The 14,576-nt window shown below is 73.0% G+C and carries 15 protein-coding genes; 6 read left to right on the top strand and 9 right to left on the bottom strand.

Annotated features, from left to right (window positions below):
- Positions 1–41: 41 nt before the first annotated feature.
- From ABEB06_RS19645 to trxA, 5 genes are all read left to right on the top strand, one after another.
- Positions 42–2,063, top strand: coding sequence for a protein kinase family protein (locus tag ABEB06_RS19645; RefSeq protein WP_345698172.1), 2,022 nt, complete (start codon positions 42–44; stop codon positions 2,061–2,063).
- A gap of 175 nt (positions 2,064–2,238) precedes the next feature.
- Complete coding sequence (gene sigM / locus ABEB06_RS19650) at positions 2,239–2,955, top strand: RNA polymerase sigma factor SigM (protein ID WP_345698173.1); 717 nt, start codon at positions 2,239–2,241, stop codon at positions 2,953–2,955.
- Positions 2,952–3,857 (top strand): zf-HC2 domain-containing protein, encoded by a 906-nt coding sequence (locus ABEB06_RS19655; RefSeq protein ID WP_345698174.1) that lies wholly within the window; start codon positions 2,952–2,954, stop codon positions 3,855–3,857. Before sigM ends, ABEB06_RS19655 begins: the two co-directional genes overlap by 4 nt.
- A 197-nt stretch (positions 3,858–4,054) precedes the next feature.
- A complete protein-coding gene (gene trxB, locus ABEB06_RS19660; protein WP_345698175.1) occupies positions 4,055–5,020 on the top strand; it encodes a thioredoxin-disulfide reductase in 966 nt (321 codons plus the stop codon).
- A gap of 93 nt (positions 5,021–5,113) precedes the next feature.
- The gene (gene trxA / locus ABEB06_RS19665; protein WP_345698176.1) at positions 5,114–5,440 is read left to right on the top strand and encodes a thioredoxin; all 327 of its coding nucleotides are present in this window, start codon (positions 5,114–5,116) and stop codon (positions 5,438–5,440) included.
- Positions 5,441–5,527: 87 nt separating this feature from the next.
- Here trxA and ABEB06_RS19670 read toward each other — a convergent pair whose 3' ends face one another.
- The 9 genes from ABEB06_RS19670 to rpmH all read right to left on the bottom strand — a co-directional run bounded on the left by ABEB06_RS19670 (position 5,528) and on the right by rpmH (position 12,021).
- Positions 5,528–6,145: a GNAT family N-acetyltransferase gene (locus tag ABEB06_RS19670; RefSeq protein WP_345698177.1), complete on the bottom strand. Its 618-nt coding sequence runs from the start codon at positions 6,143–6,145 to the stop codon at positions 5,528–5,530.
- Positions 6,146–6,246: 101 nt separating this feature from the next.
- Positions 6,247–7,341 (bottom strand): ParB/RepB/Spo0J family partition protein, encoded by a 1,095-nt coding sequence (locus tag ABEB06_RS19675; RefSeq protein WP_345698178.1) that lies wholly within the window; start codon positions 7,339–7,341, stop codon positions 6,247–6,249.
- Complete coding sequence (locus ABEB06_RS19680) at positions 7,338–8,318, bottom strand: ParA family protein (protein WP_345698179.1); 981 nt, start codon at positions 8,316–8,318, stop codon at positions 7,338–7,340. The genes ABEB06_RS19675 and ABEB06_RS19680 overlap by 4 nt, the downstream gene beginning before the upstream one ends.
- A 147-nt stretch (positions 8,319–8,465) precedes the next feature.
- On the bottom strand, positions 8,466–9,254 hold the full coding sequence (gene rsmG, locus ABEB06_RS19685; RefSeq protein ID WP_345698180.1) for a 16S rRNA (guanine(527)-N(7))-methyltransferase RsmG: 789 nt from the start codon (positions 9,252–9,254) through the stop codon (positions 8,466–8,468).
- 132 nt (positions 9,255–9,386) lie between these two features.
- A complete protein-coding gene (locus ABEB06_RS19690; protein WP_345698181.1) occupies positions 9,387–9,905 on the bottom strand; it encodes a Jag family protein in 519 nt (172 codons plus the stop codon).
- Between the two features lie 64 nt (positions 9,906–9,969).
- Positions 9,970–11,121, bottom strand: coding sequence for a membrane protein insertase YidC (gene yidC, locus ABEB06_RS19695; RefSeq protein ID WP_345698182.1), 1,152 nt, complete (start codon positions 11,119–11,121; stop codon positions 9,970–9,972).
- Positions 11,122–11,124: 3 nt separating this feature from the next.
- Positions 11,125–11,439 carry a membrane protein insertion efficiency factor YidD gene (gene yidD, locus ABEB06_RS19700; protein WP_345698183.1) on the bottom strand — a complete coding sequence of 105 codons (315 nt, stop codon included), beginning with the start codon at positions 11,437–11,439 and terminating at the stop codon, positions 11,125–11,127.
- The gene (gene rnpA / locus ABEB06_RS19705) at positions 11,436–11,864 is read right to left on the bottom strand and encodes a ribonuclease P protein component (RefSeq protein WP_345698184.1); all 429 of its coding nucleotides are present in this window, start codon (positions 11,862–11,864) and stop codon (positions 11,436–11,438) included. Before rnpA ends, yidD begins: the two co-directional genes overlap by 4 nt.
- Positions 11,865–11,883: 19 nt before the next feature.
- Positions 11,884–12,021 carry a 50S ribosomal protein L34 gene (gene rpmH, locus ABEB06_RS19710; RefSeq protein WP_253802779.1) on the bottom strand — a complete coding sequence of 46 codons (138 nt, stop codon included), beginning with the start codon at positions 12,019–12,021 and terminating at the stop codon, positions 11,884–11,886.
- Between the two features lie 383 nt (positions 12,022–12,404).
- Here rpmH and dnaA point away from each other — a divergent pair, with 383 nt between their 5' ends.
- The gene (gene dnaA, locus ABEB06_RS19715; RefSeq protein ID WP_345698185.1) at positions 12,405–14,237 is read left to right on the top strand and encodes a chromosomal replication initiator protein DnaA; all 1,833 of its coding nucleotides are present in this window, start codon (positions 12,405–12,407) and stop codon (positions 14,235–14,237) included.
- Positions 14,238–14,576 lie beyond the last annotated feature (339 nt).

Genomic DNA, 14,576 nt, shown 5'->3' on the forward strand with positions numbered 1-14,576 from the left:
CTGGCACACTTCGGGGCGATCCAAGGGGAGGCTGGACCACGGTGGCTGATGGCACCAAGGCGGTCGTCGACACGTCGGCGGCGGACGAGGCGGCGCCGGCCATGGCGGTCGACGAACCGTCGGACGACCTCGGCCGCGAGGCGGACGACGTCGCCGCACCCGCCGACGGGCCGGGCACCGACCCGGCCGACGCGACCGGCGACGGACCGGACGCCGAAGCCGGTGCCGGAGCGGACGACCGGCCGGCCGACGACAGCCGGGACGACGCCGCGGGCGAGCCGGCAGAGGAGGAGCCGGCGGAGGAGGAGCCGGCGGAGGAGGAGCCCGCGGAGGAGGAGTCCACCGCCCCGCTGTCCGCCGCGGAGATCGCCGCCGAACTCGCCGCCGGCGCCGCCGGCCGGAAGGCCAAGGCCAAGGCCGCGACCGCGGCGAAGGCCGGGCGCACCGCCGGCCCGGAGCAGGACCGTACCCCGGCCGTCAGCACCGAGACGCTGGACGCCGACACCCACACCCTCCCCGTGGTGCGTCCCGCGCCGCTGCGGCACAGCGGCGACGTGATCTCCGGCCGCTACCGGCTGGAGGAGTGCATCTCGCAGTCCGAGTCCTTCAGCAGCTGGCGCGCCGTCGACGAGAAGCTCCGCCGCGCCGTCGGCATCCACCTGCTGGCCGCCGGGCACCGCCGGGCCAAGGCCGTCCTGACCGCCGCCCGCTCCGCCGCGCTGCTGAACGACCCCCGCTTCGTCCAGGTCCTCGACGCCGTCCAGGAGGGCGACCTGGTCTACGTCATCCGCGAGTGGCTGCCCGGCGCCCAGGACCTCGCCGGCCTCCTCGCCGGCGGCCCGATGGAGCCCCACGACGCGTACCAGATGGTCCGCCAGGTCACCGACGCGATCACCGCCGCCCACCAGCGCGGCCAGGCGCACCTGCGGCTCACCCCCAAGTGCGTGCTGCGCACCGAGAGCGGCCAGTACCGGATCAACGGCATCGCGGTCGACGCCGCCCTGCGCGGCCTGTCCGCCGACGACGCCGAACGCACCGACGTCCGGGCGATCGGCGCCCTGCTGTACGCCGCGCTCACCCACCGGTGGCCCTTCCCCGAGGACCGCTACGACCTCAAGGGCCTGCCCAAGGACCTCGGCTGCGTCCCGCCGGACCAGGTCAAGGCCGGCGTCCACAAGGGCCTCTCCGAGCTGACCGCCCGGATCCTGTGCGACAACCCGCCCGGCCACAAGGAGCCCATCACCACCCCCGGGCAGCTGGCCAAGGCGATCGCCCTGATGCCGAAGATCCGCCAGCCCGAGCCGCCCGCCCCGCCCGCGCTGCGTCCGCTGCCCGCCACCGCCCCGCCCCGGTACGCGGCCGGCCGGCCCACCCAGGTGCTGCCGCCCGTCGTCGAGCCGACCCTGCCGGTGCCGTCCCCGCGGCGCCGCCGCGGTCTGCGGACCGCCGGCAAGTGGACCGCCTCGGTCCTCGCCCTGGCCGCCATCGCGGTCGGCTCCTGGCAGCTGGTCGACCGTCTGAACCACACCGACGCCTCGACCGGCGACCACGTCACCACCGGCCCGACCGCCTCGCACAGCCCGCTGCCCGGGCCGGTCGGCGCCAAGCTCGCCATCGCCTCCCTCGCCCCGTTCAACGCCTACGGCGAGACCAAGGCCGAGCACGTCTCCGAGCTCCCGCTCGCCACCGACGGCAACCCGACCACCGCCTGGAGCACCCAGAGCTACATCGACCCGTTCGGCGCCGGCTACCGGCCCGGCACCGGCCTGCTGGTCGACCTGGGCAGCGAGCGGCCGGTCGACTCGGTCGACCTCCAGTTCATCGGCGACCACAAGGTCGAACTGCGCGCCGCCCCCGCCGGCACCACCGCGGCGCCCACCGCCGACGACGCCGGCTTCCGCAGCTTCGGCCCCGCCGTCGCCACCGGCTCCGGCGCCGCGGTGACCCTCAAGCCCTCCGCCCCGGTCTCCACCCGGTACCTGCTGATCTGGCTCACCGGCGTCCCCACCGACTCCGAGGGCGGCTACCGCGGCAAGGTCGCCGAGATCCAGGTCAGGAGCTGACCCGCGGCAGGGCCGGTGCGGCGCGTCCCGCACCACCGCGCCGGCCCGAACGGCCGGTCCGGCCTCTTGATCCGGACCGCGCCATCCCCAACGATGTGACAGCGGCACCGCGCCGCACCGAGCGGCGGCACGGCGGGACCGCACGACGGCACGGCTGGACCGGAGGAGGCGGGGCATGGCGGAGGAGGTCGGCGACGCCGAGCTGCTCGCCCGGCACGTGGCCGGCGACCCGGACGCCTTCGGCCGGCTGGTCCACCGTCACCGGGACCGCCTCTGGGCGGTGGCCCTACGCACCCTCGGCGACCCCGAGGAGGCCGCCGACGCCCTCCAGGACGCCCTCGTCTCCGCGTTCCGGGGCGCCCACACCTTCCAGGGCCGATCGGCCGTCACGACCTGGCTGCACCGGATCGTCGTCAACGCCTGCCTCGACCGGGCCCGGCGCACCGCCGTCCGCCGCACCGGCTCGCTCGACCAGGACCCCCGCCCGCTCGAAGGCGCCCTCGGCAGCGCCGAACCCGCCGACGCGCCCGTCGTCCGCGCCGAGCTCCGCGCCGAGGTGACCGCCGCGCTCGGCGCCCTCCCCGAGGACCAGCGGGCCGCCCTGGTCCTGGTCGACATGCAGGGCTACCCGGTCGCCGAGGCGTCGGCGATCCTCGGCGTCCCGGTCGGCACGGTGAAGAGCCGCTGCGCCCGCGGCCGGGCCCGGCTGCTGCCCCTGCTCCGGCACCTGCGCACCCAGGCTCCGTCGGACGGCACCGACCCGCACGGCCCGGGCGGTGTTTCACGTGAAACACCGCCCCCGCCGGGGAACCCGGAGCGGCCCGCGTCCGTCCCATCCACGGGCCGCCCCCGGCCCACCGCCGACCTGGAAGGAGATGCGACCCCGCGATGACGCCGCACCCGCCTTCCCCCGGCCCCCACGACCACCCCGACCTGGACCTGATCGCCGACCTCGCCGAGGGCCTGCTCCCCGCCGCGAGCGCCGACGAACTGCGCGCCCACCTCGCCGGGTGCCCGGAGTGCGCCGACACCTCCGCCGCGCTCGCCGAGGTCTCCGAGCTGCTCGGCGGGGTCGAGGCACCGTCGCTGCCCGACACCGTCGCGGCCCGGATCGACGCCGCCCTGGCCGCCGAGTCCGCCGCCCGCTCCGCCGTCACCCCCGGCGCCCCCCGCCTCCCCGCCCCGGCCGGCCCCCACGGCGCCCCCGGCGGCGCCCAGGGGGCTCCCCCGCCGCGCCCGGCCCGGCCGCCCGCCGCCACCGGCCCGGGCCGCACCGGCCGCCCCCGGCGACGCCGCACGGCCGCCCTGCTGCTGGGCACCGCCACCGCGCTGGCCGGGGTGCTCACCCTCGGCGGCCTCCTGCTCGCCCGTCAGGACACCACCGCGGGCACCGCCGCCTCCGACACCGGCGCCCACGAACCCGCCGTCGCGGGCCGGCCCAGCGCCGGCGGCAACGGCGACGGCGCGACCAAGGGCCTGCCCGAGTACCGCGCCGACAACCTCCCCGACCGGGTCCGCGAGCTGCTCGCCGCCCACGGATCCTCGCCCAGGCTCGGCACCGAGAGCTCCGGCAGCGGCGCCGGCACCGTCACCGCACCGGGCTGCGTCACCGCCGCCACCGGCCACCCCACCGACACGCCCCTGGCGACCGCCTCCGGCCGGTACGCGGGGCAGACCGTCACCGTGCTGCTCTTCCCGGCCGCCGACCGGGCCGACCGGCTGGACGTCTACCTGGTCACCCCGGACTGCCCGGGCGCCACCGTGCTGCTGCGGGACACCGTCCCGGCGCCCTGACCGACCTGACGACCCCGCGTCCGACCTGACACTCACCCGCTGAATCGTCCGCCGCGCGGGCGTCGCACGCCCACACTCCGAGCGACGGGTGCGCCGCGGCCTGGGAATGCGGGACACTGGTCAGTCGTTGTCCCGGGCGGCGGAGCAGACCGCCCTCCCCGCCACCGAGCGGGTCGCGATGCGAACCAGGAGATTCAGTGAGCGACGTCCGTAACGTGATCATCATCGGGTCCGGCCCGGCCGGCTACACCGCCGCTCTCTACACGGCGCGCGCCTCCCTGAAGCCGCTGGTCTTCGAGGGCGCCGTCACCGCCGGCGGTGCGCTGATGAACACCACCGAGGTCGAGAACTTCCCGGGCTTCCGCGACGGCATCATGGGCCCCGAGCTGATGGACAACATGCGGGCCCAGGCCGAGCGCTTCGGCGCCGAGCTGGTGCCGGACGACATCGTCGCCGTCGACCTCACCGGTGACATCAAGACCGTCACCGACTCCGAGGGCACCGTGCACCGCGCCCGCGCCGTGATCGTCACCACCGGCTCGCAGCACCGCAAGCTCGACCTGCCCCGCGAGGACGAGCTGTCCGGCCGCGGCGTCTCCTGGTGCGCCACCTGCGACGGCTTCTTCTTCCGCGACCAGGACATCGCGGTCGTCGGCGGCGGCGACACCGCCCTGGAGGAGGCGACCTTCCTCTCCCGCTTCGCCCGCTCGGTGACGGTCGTCCACCGCCGCGACTCGCTGCGCGCCTCCAAGGCGATGCAGGAGCGCGCCTTCGCCGACCCGAAGATCTCCTTCGCGTGGGACAGCGCGGTCGACGCCATCCACGGCGACCCGAAGCTGACCGGCGTGACCCTGCGCGACACCACCACCGGCGAGAAGCGCGAGCTGCCGGTCACCGGCCTGTTCATCGCGATCGGCCACGACCCGCGCACCGAGCTCTTCAAGGGCCAGCTGGAGCTGGACGCCGAGGGCTACCTCAAGGTCGACGCCCCCTCCACCCGGACCAACATCCCCGGCGTCTTCGGCGCCGGTGACGTGGTCGACCACACCTACCGCCAGGCGATCACCGCCTCCGGCACCGGCTGCGCCGCCGCGCTGGACGCCGAGCGCTACCTCGCCTCGCTGGCCGACCTGGAGTCCCAGGCCGCCGTCGTCGCGGTCTGACCCCCGACAGCCCACCCCCGGCAAGGTCAGAAACATAACCGCGCATCCGGTTGTTGTTCCTGACGAACCACCCCTCGATCCCAAGGAGTTCCCGTGGCCGGCGCCACCAAAGAAGTGACCGACGCGACCTTCGACGCCGAGGTGCTCAAGAGCGACAAGCCCGTGCTGGTCGACTTCTGGGCCACCTGGTGCGGCCCGTGCCGCCAGGTCGCCCCGATCCTGGAGGAGATCGCGGCCGAGCACGGCGACAAGCTGACCATCGCCAAGCTCGACGTGGACGCCAACCAGCAGACCGCCGCGGCGTACAACGTCATCTCCATCCCGACGCTGAACGTGTACCAGAACGGCGAGCTGGTGAAGACCATCACCGGCGCCCGCCCGAAGGCCGCGCTGCTGCGCGAGCTCGCCGAGTACATCTAGTCGCACCGCACCGACAGACGGCGGCGGCCCCCGGACCTCACCGGGGGCCGCCGCCGTTCCACGTGGAACACGTACCGCGGACGCCGCTCAGAACGGCCGCAGCGCCGGCTCCTTCCGCCGCCCGCCGAGCAGCCGCTCCAGCGCGCCCTCCACGTCGCCGCGCCAGCTGAGCGTGGTCCGCGCCTCCAGCCGCAGCCGCGGGTAACGGTGGTGCGGACGCACCGTCTTGAAGCCCACCGCCAGCAGGTGGTCGGCCGGCAGCACGCAGCTCGGGACCTCCCGCCCGACCGCGCCGAACGCCTCGATCGCCCGGAAGCCCCGCCCGATCAGGTCCTTGGCCACCGACTGCACCAGCACCCGGCCCAGCCCCTGCCCCTGGAAGTCCGGCAGCAGCCTGCTGACCATCAGCTGCACCGCGTCCGGCGCGATCGGACTGGTCGGGAAGGACTGCGACCTCGGCACGTACGCCGGCGGGGCGTACAGCACGAACCCCGCCGGCCTGCCGTCCACGTACGCCACCCGCCCGCAGGACCCCCAGTCCAGCAGCACCGCCGAGACCCAGCCCTCCTTCTCCAGCTCGGCCTTGCCGGACTCCACCGCGGCCCGGCCGCTCACCGGGTCCAACTCCCAGAACACGCACGATCGGCAGGTGTTCGGAAGGTCCGCGAGGTTGTCCAGCGTCAACGGAACGATCTTCCGCCCCACGCCCCGCACCTCCTCCTCCGCGTCGGACTCCAGTCTGCGCCGGACAGCAGAACGGGTGCACGTTTCACGTGAAACATGCACCCGTCCTGACGTGATCGGCCTCAGCCCTGGGAGAGCCGCAGCCCTTCCTCCCCCGGCGCGAGGCTGTCCAGGATCCGGTTCAGGTCGTCCACGGAGGCGAACTCCAGGACCACCTTGCCCTTGCCGAGCTTCCCGCCGCGCTGCGACACCTCGACCTTGACCCGGGTGTCGAACCGGTCCGAGAGCCGGCCCGCCAGCTCGTTGAAGGCCGGAGACACGATCTTCCCGGCCTTCGGCGTGGCGGCCTTCCGCGGCTGGTCGTCCTCACGGTTCATCAGCTGGACGATCTCCTCGGTGGTGCGCACCGAGAGGCCCTCCGCGACGATCCGCAGCGCCAGCGCGTCCTGCTTCTCCGGGTCCGCGATGCCGAGCAGCGCCCGGGCGTGGCCCGCGCTCAGGATCGAGGCGGCCACCCGGCGCTGCACCGCCGGCGAGAGCTTCAGCAGCCGCAGCGTGTTGGACACGTGCGACCGGGAGCGGCCGATCCGGTCGGCCAGCTCGTCGTGGGTGCAGGAGAAGTCGCGCAGCAGCTGGTCGTACGCGGCCGCCTCCTCCAGCGGGTTCAGCTCGGCGCGGTGCAGGTTCTCCAGCAGCGCGTCCAGCAGCAGCTTGTCGTCCTCGGTCGCCCGGACGATCGCGGGGATCAGGCCCAGGCCGGCCTCCCGGGAGGCCCGCCAGCGCCGCTCGCCCATGATCAGCTCGTACCGGTCGGCGCCGGTCTGCCGGACCACCACCGGCTGCAGCAGGCCCACCTCCTTGATGGAGGCGACCAGCTCGGCCAGCTTGTCCCCGTCGAACACCTCGCGCGGCTGGCGCGGGTTCGGCGAGATCGAGTCCAGCGGCAGCTCGGCGAACCGGGCACCGTCGACCGGCGCCAGGGTCTCCTCCAGCACGCTGCGCGGGGTGCTCTCCCCCGCCAGCTCCCGCAGGCTCTCGGCGGCCGCCTTGGCCGCCACCGTGCCCCGGTCGGCCGGCAGCACCGGCACCGCGGGCGACGGGACCGGACCGGCGGGCCGGGTCTGCGTGGCCGCCGTAGCGGGCGCCCCCTGGGCCGGCGGGACGGCCGGGATCAGCGCCCCCAGCCCACGTCCCAGACCTCTGCGCGGTGCACTCACCGGTTGCCCTCCATCGTCGTGCTGCCCTGCTCTGCCTTCGGCGGCGCCGCGTGCCGGCCGCCACTGCGCTGCGGCCCGACCGTGCCGGCCGGGGCGCCCTCGGCGCCACGCAGCGCCAGCTCCCGGGCCGCCTCCAGGTAGGACAGCGCACCGCTGGAACCCGGATCGTACGTCAGCACGGTCTGCCCGTAGCTGGGGGCCTCCGAGATCCGGACCGAACGCGGGATCGCGGTCCGCAGCACCTCGTCCTCGAAGTGGGTGCGGACCTCCTCGGCGACCTGGGCGGCCAGCCGGGTCCGGGCGTCGTACATGGTGAGCAGGATGGTGGAGACGTGCAGCACCGGGTTGAGGTGCGCGCGCACCAGTTCCACGTTGCGCAGCAGCTGCCCCAGGCCCTCCAGCGCGTAGTACTCGCACTGGATCGGGATCAGCACCTCGGCGCCGGCCACCAGCGCGTTGACGGTCAGCAGGCCGAGCGAGGGCGGGCAGTCGATCAGGATGTAGTCCAGCGGCTGCTCGTACGCGGCGATCGCGCGCTGCAGCCGGCTCTCCCGGGCCACCAGGGAGACCAGCTCGATCTCGGCGCCCGCCAGGTCGATGGTGGCCGGGCAGCAGAACAGCCCCTCCACGTCGACCACCGGCTGCACCACGTCGGCCAGCGGCTTGCCCTCCACCAGCACGTCGTAGATCGACGGCACCTCCGCGTGGTGGTCGATGCCGAGCGCGGTGGAGGCATTGCCCTGCGGGTCCAGGTCGATCACCAGCACCCGCAACCCGTGCATGGCCAGCGAGGCGGCCATGTTGACGGTGGTGGTGGTCTTGCCCACCCCGCCCTTCTGGTTGGCGACCACCATCACCCGGGTCGAGGCGGGCCTGGGCAGCGCCTCACCCGTCCGTCCCGCGACCTGCACCGCCGCCTGGGCGGCGCGGGCGATGGGCGTGTCATCGACCTGAGCGACGATCTCCGAGTCCTGCATGGGGGTCAGTGTTTCACGTGAAACCGGAGGGTCAACAGTCGCCGTCCGGGCGCGGCCGAGGATTCCCGTGAGCAGAGAGGGACGTTTCACGTGAAACACGATGCCCGGAATGTCGCAAATCTGACGGACCGACACACCGGGAAAGGCTCAACGGCGGCGCCGTCCCCCACTCCGAGCAGCACCTTCGCCACCCTTGCCGCCCCGCCCGGCCCGGGCCGCCCTGGCCCGCCGAGTGGCGGCCTTCACACCGCCGGGGCTCTCCCCGGCCTCCACCCGTACCACCCGGGTCGAGGTCTCCAGCACGCCCTCGCCCACCGACAGCACCGAAGAATTCACCGCACCCAGCCGGGTCAGCGCCGCCCGCGACTCCGCCAGCTCCTGCTCCGCGGTGTCCCCCTTGAGCGCCAGCATCTGCCCATACGGACGCAGCAGCGGCATCCCCCAGCCCGCCAGCCGGTCCAGCGGAGCCACCGCCCGCGCGGTCACCACGTCCACCGCCAGCTTGCCGACCGTCTCCTCGGCCCGCCCGCGCAGCACCGTCACGTTGTCCAGGCCCAGCTCCCGGACCACCTCCTCCAGGAAGGTGGTCCGCCGCAGCAGCGGCTCCAGCAGAGTCACCGACACGTCCGGCCGGGCCAGCGCCACCGGGATGCCCGGCAGACCCGCACCCGAGCCCACGTCGCACAGCGAGACGTTCGGTGGCAGCAGCTCGGCGAGGACCGCACAGTTCAGCACGTGCCGGTCCCACAGCCGGGGCACCTCGCGCGGACCGATCAGCCCCCGCTGCACACCCGCCGTCGCCAGCAACTCGGTGTAGCGCACGGCCATCGGCAGGCGATCCCCGAAGATCTCCCCAGCCACCGCCGGAGCCTCGGCCAGGCCCTCCACCGGCCCACCCTCGGCCGGAACCCCGGCCGCCACGCCGTCCCTGTCCATCTCTGCCTCTCCGCTCACCGTCGTATCCACCCGCAGTACCAGCACTGTTTCACGTGAAACGTCCCACCGCGCAAAGGAGACGACCCCGCCCGCGCAAAGCGGACGGGGTCGGTCACCAGACCGCCACCGGCATCAGGCCGGAAGCACGACCACGCAACGCTGGGGCTCCTCGCCCTCCGACTCGCTCCGCAGCCCCGCCGCCGCCACGGCGTCGTGCACCACCTTGCGCTCGAACGGGGTCATCGGCCGCAGCTTGACCTGCTCGCCGCTCTTGCGGACCTGCTCGGCCGCCTCGGCGCCCAGCGAGGCCAGCTCGGCCCGCTTGCGCGCACGGAAGCCCGCCACGTCCAGCATGAGGCGGCTGCGCTCACCGGTCTCCCGGTGCACAGCCAACCGGGTCAGCTCCTGCAGAGCCTCCAGCACCTCGCCGTCGTGCCCCACCAGACGCTGCAGCGTCCGGTCGTTTCCTTCACTGACGATGGACACCAGGGCGCGGTCGCCCTCGACGTCCATGTCGATGTCACCGTCGAGGTCCGCGATGTCCAGCAGACCCTCCAGGTAGTCGGCGGCGATGTCACCCTCGCGCTCCAGACGCGCCAGGGTGCCCTCCGCGGAGGGCGCGTCGACGGCGGAGGTGGTGCCTTCCGTCACAGGGGGACTCCTTCAGGGATGGGCCCTCGGGTGGGGCCGGGTACAAGGACCTGGAGAGGCCCGGTCAGGACTTCTTCTTCGGCCGCTGGCCGCCGCGCTTGGGCTGCTGCCGCTGCCCCTGCCGGGCGGCCGGCTTCGCCGCACCGGACGGACCCGAGCCACCGCTCGCCTGCCCGGCCGGCTCGGCGGCGTCCTCGTGCTCCTCGGGCGCCGCGTCCTGCGGCTCGGCCTTGGTCAGCGAGGTCGGCTGGTGGCCACCGGTCGCCTGCCGCTGCGCCTTGCTCTGCTTGCGCGGCTGCTGCCGGCGGACGTGCACGCTCTCCTCGACCACGGCTTCCGCGGAGGCCGACGAGGAGGAACCGCGGGAGAACATCGCCGCCAGGCCGACCTTCTGGACCGAACCGTCGGGGTTGATCCGGCCCGCCTTGCGCAGCCGCTCCTGGCGCTCGGCGAAGGCCTTGCTGCCCGGCGTCGGGTTGTTGCGGATGACGATCAGCTGCTGGCCCATCGACCACACGTTGGTGGTCAGCCAGTAGACGAGCACACCGACCGGGAAGTTGATGCCCATCACGGCGAACATGATCGGGAAGACGTACATCAGCATCTTCTGCTGCTGCATGAACGGCGTCTTCACCGTCAGGTCGACATTCTTGGTCATCAGCTGGCGCTGGGTGATGAACTGCGACAGCGACATCAGGATGATCATGATCGCGACGACGACCTTGACCTGGAGGTCGTCCGACCCCAGGAAGGTCGCCGACAGCGGAGCACCGAAGATGTGCGCCTGCTTGGCGCTGTCCAGCAGCTGCTCGTTGATTACGCCGATCGGCTTGTCATTGGCGACCGAGGCCAGCACACCGTAGAGCGCGGTGAAGAACGGCGCCTGGACGAGAATCGGAAGGCAGCTGGAGAACGGGTTGGTACCCGCCTCCTTGTACAGCTTCATCATCTCTTCGGACTGGCGCTGCTTGTCGTTCTTGTAGCGCTCCTGGATGGCCTTCATCTTCGGCTGGATCGCCTGCATGGCCCGGGTCGCCTTGATCTGCTTCACGAAGAGCGGGATCAGGCAGATCCGGATGACGACCACCATCATCACGATGGACAGGCCCCAGGCCCAGCCGCCGTCCGGGTCGAAGACGTGGCTGAACAGCGAGTGGAACTGGACGATGATCCAGGACACCGCCGTGTAGAGGGGACTCAGAAAACCGAAGGTCACCGGTCAGACTCCTTGGACATCGGGCTTCGCCACCGGCTCCGGCCCGGCGGTCCCGCTCGTGGGGCTCAGCAGATTGCGCAGCCGGCGGTGCCACACCGGATGCCTGCGCGGCGGAACGTGGTCGACCCCACCGGGGGACCAGGGATTGCAGCGCAGAATGCGCCATGCGGTCAGGCCACTGCCCTTGATCGCGCCATGGACGCGCACCGCCTCGTACCCGTAGTGCGAGCACGAGGGGTAGTAGCGGCAGACCGGACCGAGCAGCGGACTGATGGTCCACTGGTAGAGCCTGATCAGCCCCATCAGCAGGTACTTCATCGCCCTGCTCCTGTCGGCGCACTGCCGGTCGGCTCCGCCCGGAGCAGACGCCTCAGCGCCGCGTCCAGGTCGTGTTCCAGATCGAGGTAGGGGGCGTCCGCCGCAGCCGGCAGCGCACGCACCACTATCAGGCTACCTGCGGGCAGCCCGGACAGACGCTCACGGACCAGATGCCGCAGTCGGCGCTTCACCAGGTTGCGCACGACCGCGGGGCCCACGGCCTTGCTCACGACGAAACCCGCACGCGCCGAAGGAATCCCCTCGGCGACGTGCGGGCGGGAGTCGCTGTTCGGAACGGTCGGCCCCGACGGCTCGCCACCTCTGTGGAGGTGGACCACCAGCAGGGGCCGACCGGCCCGGCGACCGCGTTTCACCGCGGTCGCGAAGTCCTGGCGCCGCCGCAGCCGATTCTCGGTGGGCAGCACTGCAGACCCTTGGCGAAGATCAGGCGGACAGCGCGGCGCGGCCCTTGCCACGGCGGGCCGACAGGATGGCGCGGCCGGCGCGGGTACGCATGCGCAGCCGGAAGCCGTGGGTCTTGGCGCGACGACGGTTGTTCGGCTGGAAGGTGCGCTTGCTCACTCGGGGGCTCCTGGGGTGAATCGTAGGATGACGGGAAGTCGCTTGGCCGTCACCGTGCGTCCGCGTGATCTCCCCTTCGAATGGGAAATCCGGCCCCAAAAGCCCAGATCTGCTGGGATTGAGGCAATCCACGGCGCCCGTGCTGCGCGCGTCATGGAAGCGGGCGGACCCGCGGACATGCGGCAGCGGCCATCGACAACTCGACCTGGTTACGGTACGCGGCGGCGGGGGCGAGGGTCAAACCAGCCGTCCCGCGGCCGGTCGCCCACAGCCTGTGGACAACAACTTGAATCAGCTCTGTCCGCTGACTACCGTTGCAGGACTTGTCTGGTTTGTTCTGTCCCTTGACACCCCCTCCCCGGGGAACGAGAAAGCGTGCTCCAGTGGCTGACGTCAACAGCGATCTCGTCCTCGTCTGGGCAAAGGTCGTCGAGCAACTGGTCAACGACGCCGGGGCGGCGGACAGCGACAAGATGTGGCTGCGACGAACCCAGCCCATGTGGATGATGCACGACACCGCGCTGCTCGCCACGCCCAACGAGCGGGCCAAGCAGGTCCTGGAGGGCCGGCTGCTCCCCCAGCTCACCGACGCGCTCTCCCGCGAGTTCGGCCGCCCGGTGCGGATCGCCGTGATGGTGGACGCCGGCGCCACGCCGCCCACCCCCGCCGCACCGGCCGCCCCCGAGCTGCCCGCCCCCGCCGAGGAGTGGTCCCCGCACCCCGGCTACGACCAGGGGCCCGCCTACCCCCGGCAGCAGCCCGGTTCCTGGCCCACCTCCGAGAGCTACCCCCAGCCGTCGGCCCAGGACTACCAGCAGCCCTACCAGGGCGGCTACCAGCAGCCCGAGCCCTACGGCTCCCCCGCGCCCGACTACCGCCAGGGCGGCTACCAGCAGTCCGGCGACTGGCAGCCCCAGGCCGCTCCCCCGGAGCGCCGCCCCGAACCCGCGCCGCGGCGCACCAGCCGGCCCACCGCCGACTCCGCCCAGGGCGATCTCTTCGGCGGCGCCCTCGGCTCCCCCGACGAGGACCGGCCGCGCTCCTCCTCGCCCGCCCGCCGCAGCCCCGCCCGGCCCCCCGCGCAGCACGGACCCGGCCTCGGGCCGACCGACCGCGCCCCGGCCCCCGGCGTGCCCGCGCCCCCCGGCGCTCCCCCGGCCGGCGGTCCGCGCAAGGACGAGCCGGCCGCCCGGCTGAACCCCAAGTACCTCTTCGACACCTTCGTCATCGGCGCCAGCAACCGCTTCGCGCACGCCGCCGCGGTCGCGGTCGCCGAGGCCCCGGCGAAGGCGTACAACCCGCTCTTCATCTACGGCGAGTCCGGCCTCGGCAAGACCCACCTGCTGCACGCCATCGGCCACTACTCGCGCAGCCTCTTCCCGGGCACCCGGGTGCGGTACGTGAGCTCCGAGGAGTTCACCAACGAGTTCATCAACTCCATCCGGGACGGCAAGGCGGACGCGTTCCGCAAGCGCTACCGGGACGTGGACATCCTGCTCGTCGACGACGTGCAGTTCCTGGCCAGCAAGGAGTCCACCCAGGAGGAGTTCTTCCACACCTTCAACACCCTGCACAACGCGAACAAGCAGATCGTGCTCTCCTCCGACCGGCCGCCCAAGCAGCTGATCACCCTGGAGGACCGGCTGCGCAACCGCTTCGAGTGGGGTCTGATCACGGACGTCACCCCGCCCGAGCTGGAGACCCGGATCGCGATCCTGCGGAAGAAGGCGATCCAGGAGCAGCTGAACGCGCCGGCCGACGTGCTGGAGTTCATCGCCTCCCGGATCACCCGCAACATCCGCGAGCTGGAGGGCGCGCTGATCCGGGTCACCGCCTTCGCCAACCTCAACCGGGCGCCGGTCGACCTGGAGCTGGCCGGGATCGTCCTCAAGGACCTGATCCCCGGCGGCGACGAGGACGCCGGCCCGGAGATCACCGCGCAGGTGATCATGCAGCAGACGGCCGCCTACTTCGGCCTGGGCGTGGAGGACCTGTGCGGCTCCTCACGCAGCCGGGTGCTGGTGACGGCCCGGCAGATCGCGATGTACCTGTGCCGCGAGCTGACCGACCTCTCGCTGCCGAAGATCGGCGCGCAGTTCGGCGGCCGCGACCACACCACGGTGATGCACGCGGACCGCAAGATCCGTTCCCTGATGGCCGAGCGCCGGTCCATCTACAACCAGGTCACCGAGCTCACCAACCGCATCAAGAGCTAATCTCCGCAGTGCAGTTGTCCGTGAAGGGGAGTCAGGCCGCCGGCCCGGCTCCCCTTCGGCGTTCCTCGGCCCGCCGCCGTCCCACCCCTCCCGCCCTCCCGCCTTCCCGGCCCTCCCGCCCCCCGGCCCGTCGGCGCGGCGGCGACCGGATGGCCGCCCGGCAGGTGTACCGGCGGCGGAAAGCGGGGAGGAATGCCGCCAGCCGACGTCCCGCCAGGCGAGCCGCAGCGCCGCACATCTGACCGGCAATTCGAACGGTCCGGGCCGCGGTCGGCGTCGTCCACAGCTACGGGTGCCCCTTCCCCGTCCACAGCCCGCAGAGCTCCGAGTTATCCCGAA

The sequence above is a fragment of the Kitasatospora terrestris genome (genome assembly GCF_039542905.1).
In the GTDB taxonomy this organism is placed as follows: Bacteria; Actinomycetota; Actinomycetes; order Streptomycetales; family Streptomycetaceae; genus Kitasatospora; species Kitasatospora terrestris.

Coding starts and splice junctions, on each gene's coding strand:
- rsmG (WP_345698180.1), bottom strand. CDS start 9,254: ATGGACAGGGACGGCGTGGCGGCCGGGGTTCCGGCCGAGGGTGGGCCG.
- yidD (WP_345698183.1), bottom strand. CDS start 11,439: ATGAAGTACCTGCTGATGGGGCTGATCAGGCTCTACCAGTGGACCATC.
- ABEB06_RS19655 (WP_345698174.1), top strand. CDS start 2,952: ATGACGCCGCACCCGCCTTCCCCCGGCCCCCACGACCACCCCGACCTG.
- sigM (WP_345698173.1), top strand. CDS start 2,239: ATGGCGGAGGAGGTCGGCGACGCCGAGCTGCTCGCCCGGCACGTGGCC.
- ABEB06_RS19680 (WP_345698179.1), bottom strand. CDS start 8,318: ATGCAGGACTCGGAGATCGTCGCTCAGGTCGATGACACGCCCATCGCC.